This is a genomic window from Streptomyces sp. NPDC058086 (assembly GCF_042885015.1).
Classification (GTDB): Bacteria; Actinomycetota; Actinomycetes; order Streptomycetales; family Streptomycetaceae; genus Streptomyces.
Genome location: NZ_JBHVST010000017.1, coordinates 1 through 19,857, shown reverse-complemented (window position 1 = coordinate 19,857; position 19,857 = coordinate 1). Strand labels below are relative to the sequence as shown.

Below are 19,857 nucleotides of genomic sequence, written 5' to 3'. Positions count from 1 at the left end.
TGACATGCAAGAAGACAGCGTGACGGCAGTCGATGAACGGCTCCTTGAGTTGCGGGCCGACTGCAGTCGGTGTTTCGGGTTGTGCTGTGTCGCCCTGCCCTTCACCCGCTCGGCGGACTTCGCGATCGACAAGGACGCCGGAAAGCCCTGCCAGAACCTGCGGACGGACTCCCGGTGCGGAATCCACACGCAGCTGAGGGAGAAGGGGTTCAACGGGTGCACGGTGTACGACTGTTTCGGCGCCGGCCAGCAGGTCTCCCAGGTCACCTTCGCCGGCCAGGACTGGCGCACAGGCCCGCGAGAACGAGCCCGGCAGATGTTCGACGTGTTCCCGGTCGTCCGCCAGCTCCACGAACTGCTCCGGTACCTGAACGAGGCCCTGACCCTCCCCGCGGCCCGCCCGATCCACGCCGACATCCGCCGAGCCCTCGCGGAGACGGAGCGGCTGACGAACCAATCCCCCGAGGAACTGGGGGAGTTGGACGTGAACGCACACCGGCAGCACGTCAACACCCTCCTGCTGCGGACCAGCGAACTCGTGCGCGCGGGAGTCGGCCGCGGCAAGAAGAAGGAGCGGCGCGGCGCCGACCTCATGGGCGCCCGCCTCAAGGGCGCCGACCTGCGGGGTGCCAACCTGCGCGGCGCCTACCTCATCGCCGCCGACCTCACCGGTGCCGATCTGCGCGGCGCGGACCTGATCGGCGCCGACTTCCGCGACACCGATCTGACGGACGCGGATCTGACCGACGCGTTCTTCCTGACCCAGCCCCAGCTGAACGCGGCCAGGGGCAGTGCCGGGACCAGGCTGCCGCGGTCAGTCACCCGCCCGGGCCACTGGACCACCGACGAGTGAGTCGGCAGCGGACGCACGGCTGTCGAGGTGCAGCCGCAGTCCCTCCGGCATCAGCGTCAGCCGCTCGGAGATCCGCAGTCGGTAGTCCGGTTCCGGCCGCAGATCGTAGCGGCGCAGCAGCAGCCCCAGGACGAGCGTCGCCTCGTGCAGCGCGAACTGCCGGCCGATGCAGGCCCGAGCCCCCGTGCCGAACGGCTTGAAGGTGTGGGCGGCCCGGGACCGTACGGCCCCCGGGTCGAAGCGGTCCGGGTCGAATTCCTCGGCGTCCGCGCCCCACACCTCCGGGTTGCGGTGCAGCAGCGCCGTCAGGACCAGGGTCCAGGCACCCGTCCGCATCGGGTGGACCCCGCCCAGCACGGTGTCCTCGCGGGCCTCGCGCGCGAAGCCGGGCGCCGTCGGCCACAGCCGTAGCGACTCGTCGAGGACCCGGCGTACGTACCGCAACTTGGCGACCTGGTCGTAGGCGGGCAGGGGAGTGTCGCCCCAGACCCGGTCCACCTCGGCCCGTGCGCGGTCGGCGACGTCCGGGTGCTGGGCGAGGTAGTGCAGGGCGAAGGAGAGCGCGCCCGAGGTCGTCTCGTGGCCGGCGATCAGGAAGGTGATCACCTGGCGTCGGATGTTCTCGGGCGTCAGCCGCTCGCCCGTGTCCGGGTGGGCGGTCTCCAGCATCCGGTCGAGCAGGTCCCCCTCGCCGGAGGAGTGCTGACGGGCGGCCACGACGGCGTCGACCGTCTGGTTCAGATACGCCATGTGCGCCTTGTTGCGGCGGGTGGCTCCGCGCAGCAGGACCGGGGCCAGCGGCGCGGGGAGCACGTTGAGGCGCTGCGCGTAGGTCAGGGTGCCGACCATCGCGGTGACGAAGGGGTGCGGCCTGGAGCGCTCGAAGGAGCCGAAGTCGTGGCCGAAGCCGGTGCGGGCGATCGTCTCCAGCGTCAGTTTCGTCATGTCGCCGGGTACGTCCACCGCCCGGCCCGCCGCGCGTTCCCCGTCCCAGCGGTCCATCAGCCGCTCGGTCACGGCGAGCATCATCGGGTGGTAGCCCTCCATCGCCTCACGGCTGAAGCCCGGGGCGAGGACGTCGTGGGCCAGCTGCCAGTTCGGTTCGTGGTTGTACGCCGTGAACAGACCGTCCCCGGCGACCGGCCGGAGGTTGGCGACCCCGAGGCCGACGTGCTTGGCGAACCGTGTCTCGTCCGCCAGCTCGGCCGCGAGCTCGGCGCCCCACACGAAGACGATCTCCTTGCCGAAGCCCTTGCGCCGGAAGATCGGCCCGAGCCTGCGCCCGAATCGCATCGAGTCCTGCACCGGAGAGCGGACGTTCGCGCCGATCACATCCCCGACGAGGGGGAGCCGGTAGGGCGGGCGGGGGATGCGGTGCAGCTCGGGCCAGCCCAGCTCCGCGCTCCGGAACCCCTTGGGCAGCACGGCCCCTGTCGTCTCCGCCATGACGCGATCTCCCTAGTGCCTGCGGCACGTCGACGCTGCTGTCCTGACCATGTTGTACGCGAGTTCAATAGCGGTTTTCAGTGTGATCCCGTTGTTGAACCGACGTCAAGTAAGGTGCGGCCATGATGGGCAAACAGGGGGAGCGAGGAGAGCGGACACGCCGTCGGCTCAGTACCGAGGAGCGCAGGGAGCAGCTGCTGTCCGTCGGGGCGCGGCTGTTCTCGGAGAGCCCGTACGACGAGGTGTGGATCGAGCAGGTCGCCGAGATCGCCGGGGTCTCGCGCGGGCTCCTGTACCACTACTTTCCCACCAAACGGGACTTCTTCGCGGCGGTCGTGGAGCGCGAGAGCGAGCGGATGCTGCGGCTGACGGCCGCGGTGCCCGGCATTCCCGTCCGCGAGCAGCTGAGCGCCGGACTCGACACCTTCCTGGCGTACGTCGAGGCCCACGCGCACGGCTTCCGCGCCTTCCACCGCGCCGACGCGGCCGGTGACCAGGCCGTGCGCAGGGTCTATCAGCGGGCGCTGGCCGCGCAGGAGCAGCAGATCCTGGCGGCGCTCGACGCGGACCCCGACGTCCCCGGGGGGATCGAGGACCGGCCCGAGCTGCGGATCGCCGTCCGTGGCTGGCTCGCCTTCACCACGGCCGTGTGTCTGGAGTGGCTCAGGGGGGCGGAGCTGACCCGGGAGCAGCTGCGGGATCTGTGCGCGCGGGCTCTGCTGGGCGCCATCACGCCGTAACTCGTGAGAGGGACGAAGGTATGGCGCGGTTGGCGTACGCCCGGATCTCCGATAGGTTAGGCAAGGCTTACCTAAGGGAGGTTGGGATGGGTGACCGCATGGGTGACCGTCATAGCTGGACGGCCGCGCCCGCCGCTGCCGAGCGCGCCCGCTCGGTGCTCGCCACGGCCTGGTCCTGCGCGGTGACCGCGGAGGGTGGCAGGGAGGAACTCGTCGGCGCGCACACCGTCACCGCGGACGGTCGGGTTCTCCTGCATGTGCCGGACGACAGCACGCTGACGGCCGCGGCGGTCTGTGCGCCGCGCGGAGAGCCCTCCGCCGTCCTGGAGTTCGCGGACGTCGCGCCCGTGCCGGTGCGCAACCGGATCCGCGCCCGGCTCTGGATGGCCGGCCGGTTCGTCCTGGCGGACGGGCATCTGGAGTTCCAGCCCTCGCGTGTGGTGCTGCGCGAGGCGTCCGGCGCGCTCGTGGTGGACCTCGACGAGTTCGCGGACGCCGTCCCCGATCCGCTCACGACGGCCGAGGCGAGCCTGCTCACCCACCTGGCCGACGCGCACCCCGACGCCGTCGAGCGGCTGACCCGCCTCGTCGAGCCCGAGAGCCTGCACGGCGCGGTCCGCGTCCAGCCGCTCGCCGTCGACCGGCACGGACTGACACTGCGGATCGAACGGGCGCGCGGCAACGGTGACGTACGTCTGTCCTTCCACTCGCCCGCCGACGATGTCTCGCAGCTCACCGAGCGGATGCATGTGCTGCTCACGCAGGCGAGCTCCGCGGCCTGCCCCCGCGCGCTACAGCGGCAGCGCACAGACGGCGACGGGTGAGGCGAAAGGCTCGCCCGCGAGCCGGAGTTCACCGCTTGCGCCCTCGACGTGGAAGATGCTGACCGTGCTCGAGCGCTGGTTCGCCGTGAACAGCAGCCGCTCGTCCGGCGAGAAGGCGAGCTGGCGCGGGAAGTCGCCGCCGACCGGCACGGTGTCCAGGAGCCTCAACCGGGCACCGGCCGCCTCGACCGCGTACCGCGTCAGGCTGTTGTGGCCGCGGTTGGCGAGATAGGCGTACGACCCGTGCGACGTCACCAGGATCTGCGCCGGGTAGTTCGTGCCCGTGCCCGTGCCGGTGGACTGCGGGTCGCCCGGGGTGAGCCGTCCGCTCGCCGGGTCGTACGCGCAGACCACGACCGTGTTGTCGACCTCGTTGGCGAGATAGGCGAAACGGCCGTCGGGGTGGAAGGTGAGATGGCGTGGCCCCGCGCCCGGCCGGGTGTGCGCCTGGGAGACCTCGGTGAGCGTGCCCTTCGACTGGTCCAGGCGGTAGGTGTAGACCGTGTCGGTGCCCAGGTCGACGGCGAGGAGGTGCCCGCCGTCCGGGCTGGTCACGAACTGGTGCGCGTGTGGGCCGTCTTGGCCGGGGCCCGGTGCCGGACTGGAGTGGGTGACCAGGTCGGTGCGTTCGCCGAGTGCGCCCGAGGCGTCGACGGGGTGCACGGCCACGCTGCCCGAGGTGTAGTTGGCGCTCAGCAGCCACCGTCCGCTCGGATGCACGGAGAGGTGGCAGGGGCCCGCGCCGCCGGTGCTCCGGGTGCCCAGTACCCGGTTGTCGGCGAGCCGTACGGCCGTCACGGCGCCCTCCGGCCGCTCGTCGACGGCGTACAGGGTGTGGCCCTTCGGATGCGTGGCGAGGTACGACGGGTCGCCGATGCCGGTGAGCGTGCCGGTGGCCGTGACGGCACCCGTCGCCGGGTCGTACGTGGCCAGGCCGATCCCCTTTCCACCGCCCGCGACCGAGGTGTACGTGCCCAGGAACAGCCGGCGGACGGTGGGGGAGGAAGAGGTCGGCCCGGGGGCCGAGGTGGCGGGGGAGCCCCCGGCGGGCGGGGTCGTGGTGGCCGCGGGGCGGGTGCGTGGCGCGGCCGGTGCCGGAACCGTCGTCACCGCGGTGATCCCCGCCAGCGCCCCGAGGAACCGGCGCCTGCCCCAGCCGCCGCCCGCGTCCCGCGCCGGATCTGCGCCACTGTTCATGCCTGCACCTCGGGTGTCGGTTGCCTCGGTCGTCACAGCCACCTTGGCGTGCGACACCCGAGAAGTGCAAGAACGGCAACGCTTGTTGCATCCTGTGCAACGATGGGCGGGGTTGCCCGACGACCGGGTGCGGCCGCCTACCAGTCACCGTCCCCGACCGGCTTGCCCGGCGCGTCGCCCAGCTGTTTCACCTGGTGGGGCGAGGGCTCCTGCCAGGGCTCGTGGTCGTCGCCGAGCCACTCGCCGACCGGCCGCACCGAGCTCAGCGTGTCGGTGGGGGCGACGTCCTGGGCCGCGTCGTCGTAGTACTCGAACCAGGGCAGCCCGGCCTTTGTGTACGCAGCGCGGTCGACGGGGGACGGCGGGGGAGCCTCGCCCGTGATGCGGCGCCACTCGGGAGGCGTCACGAGATGCACGAACACCCGGCCGGCGGGCTCCCTGGCCCAGGCGCCGCGCGATCGCTCGTCCACGTAGACCTCCTGGCGCATCGAGCCTCCGACGCCGAGTCCCATGGCCGGGGCGCTCCTCGGGCGGGCCGCGGAGGCGGGTGCGGCGGCCATGGCGGCGCCGGGAGCGGGCGGGGCGGCGCCATAGGCGGACACGCTCTTCACCGACCTCGTGCTCACGGTCCGGCGGCGCTCCAGCTCACGCCACTTCGCGAGCTCCGCGTCATTCAGCCGGAAGGACTGCAGCTGCAGGCCGCCCCACACCTCCTCGCCGGTGACCTGGCCCTCGACCGTGGCACCGAGCCCCAGCGGCACGGCCACGAACTGGCGGACCGTGCCCTTCCCGGAGTTGATGCCGTCGAGCCAGGGCTGGCGGGGGAGCACCACGTAGTTCTGCGGGTCCTGGGCGAGCAGGGAGCTCCACGGCATGCCCGAGACCGCGCACACCTTGCCCACGCCGACCTGGAGCGCGGCCGGCTCCGTCGAGCCCGCAAAGCTCAGCCACATGGCCTCGCGCAGATACACCGGCAGCATCACACCGCCGCGCGCACGCCACTCGGCGGGCACGGTGTCCGCGTGGTCCTCGACACGGCGCACAGGGAACTCGCCGAGCCCCGGTGGCAGTTCGTGCGTACCCGTCTCGGGCAGGCGCAGCGTCCGCATGAAACGGACCCGCACCCCGCCCGGCAGGCGCAGTGTGTTCCCGTCGATCCGCACAGCGTCGTCGGCCATCCGTCCGCTCCCCCCGTCGTCGCGCCCGTCCCCGACACGGAACGGCTGTCCTCAGAGAGAACGATCGGAGACGGGGGGACGGTTCCGGTCCGAGCGTGGCTGTCGCGGCCCGCGGGGCATCCGAAGGCGCTGCCTCAGTCGGATGAGGTGGTGATGGCGCTCGCGCTCTTCGCGGGTGCCGCGGTCGAGTTCCTCCATGAGCCGTCGCGAGCGGTGCTCCGTGTCCAGCTCGTCCAGGATGCGGTTGACCTCGGTGAGGACGGCGCCGTGCAGCTGCCACTGCCGGGCGTCCCGCTGCACCTCGTCGAGCAGCAGCTGGGCCAGCTTGTCGCGGGTCGCCGTGGCGGTGGACAGCTCCGCGGCGAGCCGGGCCTCGGCGGACTCGGCGTTCTGACTGATGTCCGTGGTCACCAGGACCGCGAAACTCACCACGGCGTCGCCCACTTCGGACAGCAGCTGCTCCAGCGTCGCCCCCACCTGCGGCTCGAACAGTGGCTCGGGATCGCGCTCCTTGGCGAGGTCGGTGAGGGTGCGGGCGAGTACCCGCAGCACCACCGTGCAGATCTCCAGCGTGTCCAGGCCGGTGCGCAGCACGATCCGGTGCAGCAGGCCCTCCCGTACACGCGGATTGAGCTTGAGGCTGTCCTCGGCCTGCCGGAGCGCCGCGTCGACCTGGACGATGTCGTGGTCCAGGCGGCGCGCCTCGTGCAGCCGGGCGGTCGCGTGCTCGACGGGGGTGCGGCCGGCCGCCTCCTCGCCCATGCGCAGTATCAACTGGCGTACCCGCCGCGCCAGATCCTCGATGGACTCGCCGGCCGCGCCCACCCACACCGGCGGAGCGAAGAGCAGATTGCAGCCGAGTCCGACCACCGCGCCGATCAATGTCTCCAGCACCCTGGCCCAGGCCGTGTCCCCGACCCTGGTCACGCCGAGCACGAGCATGGCGCTGATCGCCACCTCGGGCACGAACTCGCTGACCCGGACGAGATGGCCGACGGCCAGCGAGGCGAGGATGAGCAGGGCCAGACTCCACCATGTCAGACCCACGAGAACGCTGAAGGCGATGGCGACGACGACACCCGCCACCACGGAGTTCACCCGGCGGATCCCGGTGGTGAGGGTGGCGTAGAGCGTGACCTGCACGACCAGGAGCGCGGTGAGCGGGGCGGTGAGCGGCGCGGGCTCCGGACTGAGCCGCAGCGCGATCACGTACGCGACGGTCGCGGCCCCCGCCGACCGCACCGATTGGACGACCACGGGTTCCTCGTGCCACTTCCGGAGCTGTGCGCCTGCCACGGCCCACGCACCACGTACGTCTCGCATCCTTGGCCTTTTCCCTTTTCGCAGGCGTACCGAACGTGCTGATTGAGGACCGTAACTGTCCGCAAGGGAGCCTAGTTTGTTCTCATCGGCCGGAAGGCAACCAGGAGGGGACCAGGAATGCGCGATCTCGCGGGCTTCGAACTGCTGACCAGGGCACATGTCTACCTGAGTGAGGTGGCCGCCGCCGTACCGGAGCGGGCGTGGGGGGCGCCGACGCCGTGCAGCGAGTGGACGGTGCGCCAGGTCCTCAACCACGCGCGACTGGATCAGCAGGCGTACGGCGCCGCGATCACCGGCGCTGACCGGCCCGACTCCGACCCCTTCCGGCCCGCCGACGTGCTGGACGCCGACGCGCAGACGGTGCTGGAGAAGGTGCTGCGGGGCGTGGCGGACGCCTACGCGCAGCTGCCGGCCGACTCCCCGGAGGTCGCGACCCCCCTGGGACCGATGCCGTTCCCGTTGGCCGCCGCCGCTGCCGCCATGGACGCCGCCGTGCACGCCTGGGACATCGCTGTCGCCACCGGCCAGGACGCGCCGCTGGAGGAGGAGCTGGCGGAGGGGATCAGGTTGGCGGCGGATCGGCTCGCCGGTCATCTACGCGACTCGTACGGGGTGTTCGCCGCCGCCCGCGAGGTGCCGGCGGCCGCCGGCCGGGCGGAGGCGCTGCTCGCCTTCCTCGGCCGGGACCCGCACTGGACGCCCGCCGTGGCCTGACCTGCGGGCCGCGAGGCGGCGGACACCGCGGCGTGGTCGACCGGTCGACGCCACGGGCGCGGACGGCGCGGCCCACCGTCACCGGTTGGAGCGGGCGCGGACGGCGCGGCCCACCGTCACCGGTTGGAGCCGGTGCGGCTGCGGGACCGGTAGCCGGCCACCTTCGCGAGGTTGCCGCAGCGGTCCATGGAACACCAGCGGCGCCGACGGGCCTGGGAGTCGTCCAGGAAGAGCAGCGAGCACTCGGGGTTCTCGCACTCCTTGACCCTGGCGAGGAGCGGGCCGCCGACCAGCAGGACGGCATCCCGGGCCACGGTCGCGAGGGCCGCGGGTCCGGGATGCCCGGCCGTCCAGCGCAGGGGCTGCCGGGGGCCCGCGCCGTCGTCCTGCGGCTCGGCGAGTTGGGGGGCGAGGTCGGGGCGGGCCGCCGCCTCGTTGGCCCGCGCGACATCGGCCGGGTCGGGTGCCTCCCCTGCCATCGCGGCGCGTACGAGCCGGTAGAGCGCCTCGCGCAGGGTGCGAGCGTGGGCGAGATCGCCCTCGGTGACGTGCACCGGTGTGTCGTCGGCCCCGGCGCTCAGGCCCGCGTCGGCGATCCAGCGGGCGAGGGCGTCGGGATCAGGGAGTCGCTCCAGGGGGGTGGCGTGCCGCTTGCCGAGCGTGGCCACGAAGTTCAGACAGGGGCGTCCGCCGATGAAGGGGAACGGCGAGGCGGGCTCGGGGACGGCGGCGGGAGCGGAGGGCATGGTCCGAGTGTAGCGCCTTGACACCGGTTGAAGCGGTGTTGCATGGTGACACCACTTCAACCGGTGTCACCGCTCCCGTGGATCTCCTCCGATTCCGCGGTGCTCCGGTGCGTCCACCAGGAAGCAGGTGCGGTATGCGTGCGGTGCGGATCGACGAGTTCGGCGGACCCGAGGTGCTGGTGCCGGTGGAGGTCCCCGACCCGGTCGTGGGCCCCGGCCAGGTGCTGCTGCGGGTCGTGGCGGCGGGGGTGAACCGGGCGGACGCGCTGGTCCGTGCCGGGCGGTACCACCGGGCCGGACGGCCGCCGCTGATCCCGGGCGTGGAGGCGGCCGGAGTCGTCGCCGCAGTGGGGGAGGGGGTGACCGACATCGAGATCGGACAGCGGGTCATGGCCCTGGACGGGGTGAACGCACCCGGATTCTATGCCGAGTTGGCCGTCGTGCCCGCCCGGCAGGTCACGGTCGTGCCGGACGGTCTGGAGCTGACCGAGGCCGCCGCCCTGCCCGTCGCCTGGCTCTCCGCCTGGTACTGCCTGCGCCATCTGGCGAAGGTGACCAAGGACGACACCGTGGTGGTGAAGGCCGCCGCGAGCGGAGTGGGCAGCGCGGCCGTCCAGATCGCCGCCGGGACCGGCGCCCGTGTCATCGCGCTCGCGGGTTCACCCGACAAGACCGCCTGGGCCGCCGGATTCGGCGCCCAGGACACCCTCGACACCTCCGCGCACCCGGGCGACGCGGAGGTCGAGGAGGTGCTGCGGCTCACCGGCGGGCGCGGTGCGGACGTCGTCCTCGACACCGTCGGCGGCCCCGCCTTCGCACGGAGTCTGCGCGAGGTCGGGCACGGTGGGCGGGTGGTCGCCCTCGCCAATGTCGCCCTGGAGCCGAGCACGATCGACACCCGCGACTTCTATCCGAAGAACGCCGCCGTCCTCGGATTCCAGCTCACCAATCTGCAGATCCACGGCTACGACCCCCGCGAGGACCTGCGCGAGCTGGCCAGGCGGGTCGCGGTGGGTACGTACCACGTGCCGGTCGAGACGGTGGTCCCGCTGGACCAGGCGCGCGCGGCCCACGAACGTCTGGAACGGCGCGACAACCGGGGCAAGATCGTGCTGGCCGTTCAGGAGAAATGAGTTGCGGATGTCCCGCCCGACGAGTGACCTCCAAGGGTCCCGGAGTGGGGCGAAGACGTGCGGAAACGGGGCGGGGGAGGGGTCGAGTGGACTTCAGGGACGGCCGCACACCCCAGGAGCGGGCGCTGCGCCATGTCGCGGCTCTCTCCCGCGGCCCGGCGGTGGACCCGGCGCTGCGCATCACCCTGAACTTCCACCCCGACCGGCTGGTGGGCGGGCTGCCGATCCTGGAGGTGCTGGCCCGGGACGGCGCGTACGTCTCGCAGTTCGTCACCGGCACGAGCAACGGCGGGCTCACCGCACATCCCGGCGGCGACCGCTGGCGCTGGGAGAGCCGGATCTTCGGCGGGGCGTACGACGCCGAACCCGCGCACGAGCGACCCGTGTACGGCGGACTGAACTTCCGGCGCCAGCTCGTCGGCGCGGCGCCCCGCTTCGGCTCCTCGCACTTCCGGCTGACCGGCGCGGCCCTGCGACGGGCCACCTTCTGCTACCCCGACAGCGCGGCCGAGCCGTCCGCGTTCGGGGTCGCCGCCGGGATGTCCCTGATCGAGCCGGCCGAGGCGGACGAGCAGGACGCGCTCGACGACTACATCGAGGCGCAGGTGCACGGCCCCGTCGACCTGGCGCGGGACATGGAGGCCCTGGTCCTGGACGCGAGCTACCGCGGCACGGCCGTCGAGGCGGCGGCCCGGCGGCTCCCCTGCCCCGTGGAGTGGCACCCCGGCTACCAGCTCCCGGTCGAGGAACTGCGGCGCCACCCGGACTTCCGCGGCCCGGAGTTCGTCGCGCTCGGCGTCCGGATCGCCGAGGACGGCCGGCTCGACCCCCGGATCATCGGGGACGCCGCCCGTACCGGCCGCCACGAACTCCAGGACCTGAAGAGGGTCTGGCACTGCCTCGCGCGCTTCGGCGCCCCTCAGGGAGCGGGCACGGCCGTGGGCGGCCACACTCCCGGAGTCAGTACGCCCAGCGCGTAGGCGCGCGCGACCAGTTCCGTACGGTTGGCCGCGCCCCAGCGCTCGGACAGGCGCCGCAGATGGTAGTTGACGCCGTCCACGGTCAGTCCCGTCTCCTGGGCGGTCCGCGCGCTGGTCGCGCCCCCGGCGAGCAGCGCCAGAATGCGGATCTCGGCGGTGCCGGCCGCGGGCTCGGGCGAGCGCTCCACGACCGGGCACTCGCCGAGCACGCGGACCATGACGAGCAGTGCGGTGCTCGTCTCGACGGAGTCACTGACCGGGTCCGCGGTCAGCTCGCCCTCGCGCCGCACCCCGTCGGCCGCCTCCCAGCGCACCGAGACCGGACAGCGCGAGCGACGGCGCAGCCGCAACGCCTGTGCGATCCGCTCGATCTGCCAGGACTCCTGCGGCCGGAACAGGTCCAGAACCTTGCGTCCCCGCAGCCCGCTCGACGTGGCGCCCCACTCCGCAGCCATGGCCGGATTGGCCAGGTGATCGCCCCGTACACATCACAGACCGCGACCGGCATGGGGATGCGGTCGAACAACGTCATGGCCCGGTTGCGCCACACCACCGCGTCCACCGTGTCCATCGCCACCTCCCGGCCTCCTGCCATCCCGCCGCGGCTGTGACAAGCGCGACCCGGCCTCGGTGACTACAGAATCATGTAGTGCGGCGGTGCGGGCACGCCGGGTCCGACGAGCAAGCTGGGAGAGCAGGACTTCCGTACCGCGAAAGGAAGTTGTCGCGCCATGTCCCCCACCGCGCCGCACCCGCAACCCACACACTCCCTCCACGACATACCGGTCGTCGACATAACCGACACCGGACCCGGCCGCGACCGACCCCGGCCACGCCGACCTGATGGTCTCCCTGCTGGAGGCCCCGGCCCGCTCCGGCCGGGGCACGTACACCGGAGTCGGCTCCCGCCACCTGCACACGGTCAAGCCCGGCGACACCGTCCTCGCCCGCGTCCAGCCCTGCCGGGAGGCCTTCCGGATCGACGGCTGCGCGCCGGTCGTGATGGTCGCGGCGGGCACCGGACTCGCCCCGTTCCGCGGCGCCATCGCCGACCGCCGCGCCCGGCTGGCCTCGGGAGCCGAACTGCCGCCCGCCGTCTACTACTTCGGCTGCGACGCCCCGGACGCGGACTACCTCCACGCCGAGGAACTCCACGCCGCCGAGGCCGCCGGTGCGGTCTCCCTGCGCCCGGCCTTCAGCCTGGCGCCCGTCGAGGGTGTGACCTTCGTGCAGCACCGGATCGACGCCGAGGCGGACGAGGTCTGGGAGCTGCTGCGGGCCGGGGCCCGGGTGTACGTGTGCGGCGACGGCTCGCGCATGGCACCCGGAGTCCGCGAGGCCTTCCGTACGCTGTACCGGGACCGTACGCCGGACGCGGACGAGGCGACCGCCGAGACGTGGCTGAACGAGCTGATCGCGAACGGGCGTTACGTGGAGGACGTGTACGCGGCCGGGTGACCGAAGGGGCGGGTGGGGTGCATGACGGAGGACTCCTGGGAGCGGGCGCGGCGGATCCTCGCGGCGGCCGGACTGGCGCCGGACCGCCTCGTCCGCTGCCGTCCGCTCGACGGTGGCACGTACAACACCGTCGAGGAACTCCTCCTCACCGACGGCACCCGCCATGTGCTGAAGGTCCCGCCCCCGCAGACCGCCCCTGGCATGCGCCACGAGCGCGAACTCCTGGTCTCCGAGGCCGAGTTCTACCGTTCGGCGGCCACCGTCGACGTACCGGCGCCGCGTGTCGTGGCCACCGGGGGCCGTCACCTCCTCATGACGGCCTGCCCGGGCCGGTCGTGGAACGGCACGCTCACTCCCGCCGAACAGACCGCTCCACGTGCGGAGTTGGGCGGCCTGGTGGCCCGGCTCCACCAGGTCACCGGACCCGGGTTCGGCTACCCGTCCGGGGCCCTCGGCCCGCTCGCCCCCGACTGGCGCACCGCCTTCACCACCATGTACGACGCCGTCCTGGACGACGCCCGCCGCTATCGGGCCTGGCTGCCCCGGCCCGTGGACGAGGTGGCCCGCACCGCGAGGGCGGCGTACGACGCCCTGGAGGAGGTCACCACCCCCCGCCTGGTCCACTTCGACCTGTGGCCGGGCAACATCCTCGTGGACCAGCCGGAAGGAACACCCCGGATCGGCGGCCTGATCGACGGCGAGCGCATGTTCTGGGGCGACCCCCTGGCGGACTTCGTCTCCCTCGCCCTCCTCGGCGACATCGAGGACGACACGGCCTTCCTGACCGGCTATCGGAAGGCGGGAGGCCGCGCGGACTTCGGCCCCGCGGCCCGCCGACGCCTCGCCCTCTACCGCAGCTACCTCTACCTGATCATGCTCATCGAGACCGTGCCCCGCGCCGTGGGTGACGACGATGCCGTCTGGACCCGGAAGGTGGTGGCTCCGCAGCTCGTGGCGGCCCTGGACGACATGGGCCGGCATGGAGCCGGCAGGTCGAAGGGGTGACCTCGTGCCTCGTCTTCGGCTGGACGCGAGCTCCGTCCGAGAGAACACACGCGTCCAGCGCGAAGGCCGGGACGTATGTCAGGCCGCGCTGCGCCTGCGCTCCCCGTGGGCCCGGATGATGTCCGCGTACCGGTGCCCGCTCCCCTTCACCGTGCGCCGCTGAGTCTCGTAGTCGACGTGCACGAGGCCGAAGCGCTTGTCGTAGCCGTAGGCCCACTCGAAGTTGTCCAGCAGCGACCAGGCGAAGTATCCGGCGAGGGGGACGCCCTTGCCGGCCGCCGCGGCACAGGCGGCGAGGTGCTGCTCCAGATACAGCGTGCGCTCGGGGTCGTCGACGGAGCCGTCGGGGCGGACGACGTCGGGATAGGCGGAGCCGTTCTCGGTGACGTACAACTTGCGGGCGCCGTAGTCGTCCGTGAGGCGGAGCAGCAGGCGCTCGATGCCGGAGGCGTCGACCTCCCAGTCCATGCCGGTGCGGGGAACGCCCGGGCGGCGCACCGTGCGCACGCGCGGCGCGGGTCCTGAGGGGTCGTCGGCGACGGAGGACGGGAAGTAGTAGTTGAGGCCCAGCCAGTCCAGGGGCTGCGCGATGGTCTCCAAGTCGCCCGGCAGCTCCGGGAGTTCGACGCCGTAGACCTCACGCATGTCCGCAGGGAACCCGCGGCCGTGCACCGGGTCCAGCCACCAGCGGTTGGTGTGTCCGTCCAGTCGGCGGGCCGCCGCGACGTCCTCGGGGCGGTCGGTGGCGGCCTCGATGCTGGAGAGGTTGTTGACGATGCCCACCTGGGCGTCCGGTGCCGCCGCGCGGATGGCCTGCACGGCCAGGCCATGGCCCAGGAGCAGGTGGTACGAGGCGGGGACCGCGACCGCCAGATCCGCGAGGCCGGGAGCCATCCGGCCCTCCAGGTGGCCGATCCAGGCCGAGCACAGCGGCTCGTTCAGCGTCGTCCAGTGCTGGACGCGGTCACCCAGACGCTCCGCGACGACCGACGCGTAAGAGGCGAAGTGGTGTGCCGTGTCGCGGGCCGGCCACCCGCCGCGGTCCTGGAGCACCTGCGGCAGGTCCCAGTGGTAGAGGGTGACCGAGGGGGTGATGCCGGCCTCCAGCAGGGCGTCGGTCAACTGGTCGTAGAAGTCGAGCCCCTTCGCGTTGACCGGGCCGTCGCCGCCCGGCACCACCCGGGGCCAGGCGATGGACAACCGGTAGGCGTTGGCGCCCAGTTGCCGCATGAGCGCGATGTCCTCGCGCCAGCGGTGGTAGTGGTCGCAGGCGATGTCGCCGTGGTCGCCGTTGTCGATCTTGCCCGGGGTGTGCGAGAACGTGTCCCAGATGGACGGCGAGCGGCCGTCCTCGGCGACGGCTCCCTCGATCTGGTAGGCCGACGTGGCCGTGCCCCACAGGAAGTCCTCGGGGAGTGCGGCAAGGTCGATGGTCACGGAAGTCCCTTCAGGGGATGAGGAGTCGGTCACTTGACGGCTCCCGCCGTCAGGCCGGCGACGAGGTAGCGCTGGAGCAGCAGGAACCCGGCGACCACCGGGACGCTCACCACGAGCGAGGCGGCCATGATCTGGTTCCAGTACACGTTGTTGAGCGTGGAGTAGCCCTGGAGCCCGACGGCGAGCGTGCGCGTGGTGTCGTTGGTCATCACCGACGCGAACAGCACCTCGCCCCAGGCGGTCATGAAGGCGTAGACGGCGACGGCGACGATGCCGGGGATCGCGGCGGGCACGACCACCCGCAGCAGCGCGCCGAACGGCCCGCAGCCGTCCACCAGCGCCGCCTCGTCCAGATCGCGCGGCACCGAGTCGAAGTACCCGATCAGCATCCAGATCGAGAACGGCAGGGAGAAGGTGAGATACGTGAGGATCAGGCCGCCGCGCGAGCCGAACAGCGCGATGCCCGTGGCGTTGCCGATGTTGACGTAGAGAAGGAAGAGCGGGAGGAGGAAGAGGATGCCGGGGAACATCTGCGTCGACAGCACGGTCACCGTGAAGACGCGCTTGCCGCGGAAGCTGTAGCGGCTCACCGCGTACGCCGCGAAGACCGCGATCACCACCGAGCAGACCGTCGCCGCGCCCGCCACGATCAGCGAGTTCACGAAGTACCTCGCCAGCGGGACCGTCGACCAGATGTCGATGTACGGGCGGATCGTCAGCCCGCTCGGCAGCCAGCGGAACTTCCCCGAGACGTCCGCGAGCGGCTTCAGCGAGCTGGAGACCATGACGTAGACCGGTACCAGGACGAAGCCGGTGAGCAGGGTGAGGAAGATCCTGCGGGACCAGAGGAAGGATTGCGGGGGAGCCATCGGCGAGCGGGGCGCCTTCGAGGCGCCGGTCGCCGTCTGCGCGGTGCTAGACATCGGCCGTCTTCCTTCCTCGGGAGGTCAGCAGCAGGTAGACGCCCGTCACGACGAGCAGGAAGAGCAGCAGCAGGACCGACATCGCGGATCCGGTGCCGAAGTTCCAGGTGACGAACGACGCCTGGTAGATGTGCACCGAGATGAGGTCCGCGGCCTCCGGAGCGGTCCTGCCGAACAGGACGAACGGCGTGTTGAAGTCGTTGAACGTCCACAGGAACAGGACCAGCACCAGCACCTGGTTGACCGGGCGCAGCGACGGCAGGGTGATGCGGCGCAGCTGCTGCCACAGACCGGCGCCGTCGAGGGCGGCGGCCTCGTACAGCTCCCCGGGGATGTTCTGGAGGCCGGCCATGACGATGAGGAACGCGAACGGCCAGCCCTTCCACACCGACACGGTGAGCAGGGCGTAGAAGCTGTTGTCGCCGATGAGCCAGAAGGACGGCTTGTCGGTGAGGTGCAGCTGGTCGTGCAGGACGTGGTTCACCAGGCCGTTGTCGTGCTGGAACATGAACACCCAGGTGATGACCGCCGCGTACACGGGCAGCGCGTACGGGACGAGGAAGAGGGCCCGCAGCAGACCGCGGCCGCGGAAGGTGTCCTGCATGTAGATCGCGGCCGCCGTGCCGATCAGCCAGCACAGGCCCACCGACAGCAGGGTGAAACCGACGGTGACGAGGAACGAGTGCAGCAGCGCCTTGCCGACCGGCGCGCTGAAGTCCACCGACACCTTGTAGTTGTCGAAGCCGGACCAGGGCGCGGTGCCCCAGTCGCGGATGTAGAACTGGGTGAGCTCCTTGAAGCTCATGAAGATGCCGATCACCATCGGCACCAGGTGGACCAGGAGTTCGAGGAGCAGGGCGGGCAGGAGCAGCAGATAGGGCAGTGCGATGCGCCGGACCCGCCCGGGGCGGCGCGGCCCGCGCGCCGCCCCGGGGGAGTCCTTGGGCACCGCCCGTTCGCCGGAATCGGCGGAGGCGGCGGTCGTGGTGGTCATGAGGGAGTCCGCGCTCACTTCGCCGGCATCTGCTGCTGGGCCTTCTCGAGCTCCGCCTTCACCGAATCCGTGGTCAACGCGCGTCCGGCGGCCGCGTCCGCGAACAGCGCCTTGATGGCCGTACCGACCGCCGTCTCGAACTGGGACTCGTCGGCGACCTGCGGAAGCGCGGCGGCGCTCTTGGCCAGGGTGTCCTTGAGGACCGCGTTCGCGGGGGTGTTGAAGGTGGCGTCCGTCTGGGCCGTCTTCACCGGCGGGATCGAGCTGTACGCCGTGTTGAGGACCTTCTGCTCGGCGTCGCTCGTCATGAACTTCACGAACTTGGTGGCGCCGTCGAGGTTGTGGGTGTTCTTGAAGACGGCCAGGTTGATGCCCGCGACCATGGAGTTGACGTTGGTGCCGGTTCCCGGGGTGCCGGACTGCACGGGGACCGGGGCGATGCCGTACGCGTCGTCACTCATGCCCTGTGACTTGAGATTGGCGGACGCCGACTGCCACAGCAGCATCGCGTTCTTGCCCTTGGCGAAGTCGCTCACGGACTGGTTCTGCGCGTATTCGGCGTTGCCGGGCGCGATGATCTTGTCCTTGGCCATCAGGTCGACGTACTGCTTGACCGCCGCGACCGTGCCGTCCGAGGTGAAGTCCGGCTTGCCGTCGGCGGTGAAGAAGTCGGCGCCGTGCTGCTTGGCGAAGACGAAGGCGTGGTGGATGTTCTCCGAGGGGTTCGAACCCTCGGCCCCCAGGCCCCACTTGCCGCCCTTGGACAGCTTCTTGCCGTCGGCGACCAGCTCGTCCCAGGTGGTCGGCGGCTTCGCAAGCCCCGCGTCGGCGAACATCTTCTTGTTGTAGTAGAGCGCGTACGCCATCGAGTACAGGGGGACCGCGGCCGGGTCCTTGCCCTGGGCGCCCGTCGAGCCGAGCGCCGAGTCGACGAAGCGGTCCTTGCCGCCGATCTTGGCGAAGTTGTTCGCGTCCCACGGCAGCAGCGCGCCGGTGGCCTGCAGAGAGGCGCTCCAGGTGTTGCCTATGTTCAGGACGTCGGGGCCCTGACCCGACGTGGTTGCGGTGAGAATCCGGTTCAGCAGGTCCGACCAGGGGACGACCTCCACCTTCACCTTGATCCCGGACTGCTTCTCGAACTTGTCGAGTTCGGGCTGGAGGACCTTCTTGTCGACCTCGATGCTGGCGCCCTGGTTGGAGGCCCAGTAAGTGAGCGTCTTCGGCGAGTCGTTGGACCCGCCGCCCGTCGACGAGCCGCCACCACAGGCGGTCACGGCGGTCAGCAGGGAGACGGTGACCGCACCGGCGGCCGCGGCTCGGATTCTGCGCATGGCTGCGTTTGTCCCTTTCTCGGAGGGAGAGCCATGAGGGGCGCCCGCGTTCACTTCTCGAACGACCCTCATGGCTTAATTTAGGACGTGAGTTAAGACCCGGAAGAAAGTCGCGTCAAGGGATCGCGCAGGGGTATCTTGCAGGTCGGGCTGGCCGGAAGGGAATCACATGGCGGTGCGGAACGGGCGGACAGTGCGTGACCTGCGACGCGGCAATCGCACCGCCGTGCTGCAACGGTTGTATTTCGACGGCCCCATGAGCCGCTTCGAGCTGGGGCCGGCCACCGGACTGAGTTCCGGTTCCGTCAGCAACGTGGTCGCGGAACTCGTCGCGGACGGTCTGGTCGAGGAGGCCGGCAGCGTCGACTCCGACGGCGGCCGCCCGCGTACGTTGCTGCGGGTCGTACCCGGCAGCGGCCACATGATCGGCGTCGACGTCGGCGAAACCCGCGTCCGTGTCGAGCTCTTCGACCTGACCCTCACCGAACTCGCCCGCACGGAGAGGCCGCTGGAGCGGCAGAGGTACGGGGGTGACTGGGCGTCGGAGGGCGAGGGGGCGGCCCAGGGGGAGGGGCCGTCTCTGGGCGGCGGACCGTCGTCGAAGCGTCGGGAATACGACGTCGATGTCATCGTCGGGCACATCCGGGACGGCATCGCCGAGGTGCTGGACGAGGCGGGCATCGCCCCCGAGCGGCTGCTCGGCGTCGGGATCGGCGTCCCGGGAATCGTCGCCCGTACGCCCGAGGCGGGTGCGGTGGTGCACGGTCAGACAATCGGCTGGGACGCCGTCCCGCTGGAGTCCCTGCTCCGCTCGGCCTGCCAACTCCCCGACACCGTCCCGTACTTCGCGGACAACGGCGCCCGGACCCTGGGTCAGGCCGAGATGTGGTTCGGCGCCGGACGCGGCGCGCGCAACGCGGTCGTCGTCCTCTTCGGCTCGGGCGTCGGTGCCTGTCTGGTCACCGAGGACGTGGAGCACGGCCGCTCGGTGGAGTGGGGCCATCTGACGGTACGGGTCAGGGGGCGCCGCTGCCGGTGCGGAGCCCTGGGCTGCCTGGAGGCGTACGCGGGCGCGGAGGCGCTCCTCGACCGCTGGCGCGAGGAGGGTGGACGCCCGCCGGAGGGCACCGACGAGGAGACCGCGCTCACCGCGATGCTCACCGCGGCCTACCCGACCGAGGAGGGAGTCGAGCCCGACCCCGTGGCGCTCGCCGTCCTGGAGGAGACCGCCGAGTACCTGGGCGCGGGCCTGTCCGACCTGATCAACCTCTTCCAGCCCGAGCGGATCCTGATCGGCGGCTGGGCGGGCCTCCAGCTCGGCACCCGCTTTCTGCCCGCCGTCCGCCGGTACGCGGCCTCGTACGCGCTGCGTTACCCGGCCGAGCGCGTCTCCATCGACCTGGGCCGGCTCGGTCCGGACGCGGTCACGGTCGGTGCCGCGATCCTGCCGCTCGCCGACTTCTTCGCGCGCGGCGGCCGCCGCGCCGAGCCGGTGAGCGAGGGCCCCTCCCCGGCGTGGCGCACCGCCCTGGAGGAGCGCGCCCCGCACTGACCCGCAGCCGGGGGTTCACGACG

General features: G+C 71.7%; 17 protein-coding genes and 2 pseudogenes. 9 read left to right on the top strand and 10 right to left on the bottom strand.

Annotated features, from left to right (window positions below; genetic code table 11):
* Window positions 1-4 precede the first annotated feature (4 nt).
* Window positions 5-853, top strand: coding sequence for a pentapeptide repeat-containing protein (locus ACFVWD_RS15835; RefSeq protein WP_389596549.1), 849 nt, complete (start codon window positions 5-7; stop codon window positions 851-853).
* Here ACFVWD_RS15835 and ACFVWD_RS15830 read toward each other — a convergent pair.
* Window positions 815-2,299 carry a cytochrome P450 gene (locus ACFVWD_RS15830; RefSeq protein ID WP_389596547.1) on the bottom strand — a complete coding sequence of 495 codons (1,485 nt, stop codon included), beginning with the start codon at window positions 2,297-2,299 and terminating at the stop codon, window positions 815-817. The genes ACFVWD_RS15835 and ACFVWD_RS15830 overlap by 39 nt on opposite strands.
* A gap of 122 nt (window positions 2,300-2,421) precedes the next feature.
* On the opposite strand from ACFVWD_RS15830, the gene ACFVWD_RS15825 reads away from it, so the two are divergent.
* Window positions 2,422-3,039, top strand: coding sequence for a TetR/AcrR family transcriptional regulator (locus ACFVWD_RS15825; protein WP_101402498.1), 618 nt, complete (start codon window positions 2,422-2,424; stop codon window positions 3,037-3,039).
* A 98-nt stretch (window positions 3,040-3,137) separates the two neighbouring features.
* A complete protein-coding gene (locus ACFVWD_RS15820) occupies window positions 3,138-3,863 on the top strand; it encodes a DUF2470 domain-containing protein (protein ID WP_389596754.1) in 726 nt (241 codons plus the stop codon).
* Here the strand turns inward: ACFVWD_RS15820 and ACFVWD_RS15815 are convergent.
* From ACFVWD_RS15815 to ACFVWD_RS15805, 3 genes are all read right to left on the bottom strand, one after another.
* Complete coding sequence (locus ACFVWD_RS15815) at window positions 3,831-5,060, bottom strand: lactonase family protein (protein ID WP_389596546.1); 1,230 nt, start codon at window positions 5,058-5,060, stop codon at window positions 3,831-3,833. The genes ACFVWD_RS15820 and ACFVWD_RS15815 overlap by 33 nt on opposite strands.
* A 137-nt stretch (window positions 5,061-5,197) precedes the next feature.
* On the bottom strand, window positions 5,198-6,238 hold the full coding sequence (locus ACFVWD_RS15810) for a hypothetical protein (protein WP_389596545.1): 1,041 nt from the start codon (window positions 6,236-6,238) through the stop codon (window positions 5,198-5,200).
* A 51-nt stretch (window positions 6,239-6,289) separates the two neighbouring features.
* A complete protein-coding gene (locus ACFVWD_RS15805) occupies window positions 6,290-7,561 on the bottom strand; it encodes an aromatic acid exporter family protein (RefSeq protein ID WP_389596543.1) in 1,272 nt (423 codons plus the stop codon).
* Between the two features lie 117 nt (window positions 7,562-7,678).
* Between ACFVWD_RS15805 and ACFVWD_RS15800 the strand changes: the two genes are divergently transcribed.
* Window positions 7,679-8,275 (top strand): TIGR03086 family metal-binding protein, encoded by a 597-nt coding sequence (locus ACFVWD_RS15800; RefSeq protein ID WP_389596542.1) that lies wholly within the window; start codon window positions 7,679-7,681, stop codon window positions 8,273-8,275.
* A gap of 116 nt (window positions 8,276-8,391) precedes the next feature.
* Here the strand turns inward: ACFVWD_RS15800 and ACFVWD_RS15795 are convergent, their stop codons facing one another.
* Entirely contained in the window at window positions 8,392-9,021 is a 630-nt protein-coding gene (locus tag ACFVWD_RS15795) for a CGNR zinc finger domain-containing protein (RefSeq protein WP_389596541.1), read from the bottom strand.
* Between the two features lie 134 nt (window positions 9,022-9,155).
* On the opposite strand from ACFVWD_RS15795, the gene ACFVWD_RS15790 reads away from it, so the two are divergent.
* Complete coding sequence (locus ACFVWD_RS15790) at window positions 9,156-10,154, top strand: zinc-binding alcohol dehydrogenase family protein (protein ID WP_389596539.1); 999 nt, start codon at window positions 9,156-9,158, stop codon at window positions 10,152-10,154.
* Window positions 10,155-10,240: 86 nt separating this feature from the next.
* Complete coding sequence (locus ACFVWD_RS15785; RefSeq protein WP_389596537.1) at window positions 10,241-11,134, top strand: DUF3626 domain-containing protein; 894 nt, start codon at window positions 10,241-10,243, stop codon at window positions 11,132-11,134.
* Here the strand turns inward: ACFVWD_RS15785 and ACFVWD_RS15780 are convergent.
* Window positions 11,074-11,666: pseudogene (locus ACFVWD_RS15780) on the bottom strand (helix-turn-helix transcriptional regulator). The gene ACFVWD_RS15785 and the pseudogene ACFVWD_RS15780 sit on opposite strands and share 61 nt — an antisense overlap.
* A gap of 284 nt (window positions 11,667-11,950) precedes the next feature.
* Here ACFVWD_RS15780 and ACFVWD_RS15775 point away from each other — a divergent pair.
* Window positions 11,951-12,592, top strand: a pseudogene (locus ACFVWD_RS15775) (reductase); the annotation flags it as partial.
* 21 nt (window positions 12,593-12,613) lie between these two features.
* On the top strand, window positions 12,614-13,597 hold the full coding sequence (locus tag ACFVWD_RS15770; protein WP_389596536.1) for a phosphotransferase family protein: 984 nt from the start codon (window positions 12,614-12,616) through the stop codon (window positions 13,595-13,597).
* Window positions 13,598-13,675: 78 nt separating this feature from the next.
* Here ACFVWD_RS15770 and ACFVWD_RS15765 read toward each other — a convergent pair whose 3' ends face one another.
* From ACFVWD_RS15765 to ACFVWD_RS15750, 4 genes are read right to left on the bottom strand one after another with little or no spacing between them, the layout of a single operon-like run.
* Window positions 13,676-15,034 (bottom strand): GH1 family beta-glucosidase, encoded by a 1,359-nt coding sequence (locus tag ACFVWD_RS15765; protein WP_389596535.1) that lies wholly within the window; start codon window positions 15,032-15,034, stop codon window positions 13,676-13,678.
* Between the two features lie 29 nt (window positions 15,035-15,063).
* On the bottom strand, window positions 15,064-15,957 hold the full coding sequence (locus tag ACFVWD_RS15760; RefSeq protein WP_389596534.1) for a carbohydrate ABC transporter permease: 894 nt from the start codon (window positions 15,955-15,957) through the stop codon (window positions 15,064-15,066).
* Window positions 15,950-16,951, bottom strand: a complete 1,002-nt coding sequence (locus ACFVWD_RS15755; protein ID WP_101403979.1) for a carbohydrate ABC transporter permease — start codon at window positions 16,949-16,951, stop codon at window positions 15,950-15,952. The genes ACFVWD_RS15760 and ACFVWD_RS15755 overlap by 8 nt, the downstream gene beginning before the upstream one ends.
* A gap of 14 nt (window positions 16,952-16,965) precedes the next feature.
* On the bottom strand, window positions 16,966-18,282 hold the full coding sequence (locus ACFVWD_RS15750) for an ABC transporter substrate-binding protein (protein WP_389596532.1): 1,317 nt from the start codon (window positions 18,280-18,282) through the stop codon (window positions 16,966-16,968).
* Window positions 18,283-18,451: 169 nt separating this feature from the next.
* Here ACFVWD_RS15750 and ACFVWD_RS15745 point away from each other — a divergent pair, with 169 nt between their 5' ends.
* Complete coding sequence (locus tag ACFVWD_RS15745; protein WP_389596530.1) at window positions 18,452-19,834, top strand: ROK family protein; 1,383 nt, start codon at window positions 18,452-18,454, stop codon at window positions 19,832-19,834.
* Window positions 19,835-19,857 lie beyond the last annotated feature (23 nt).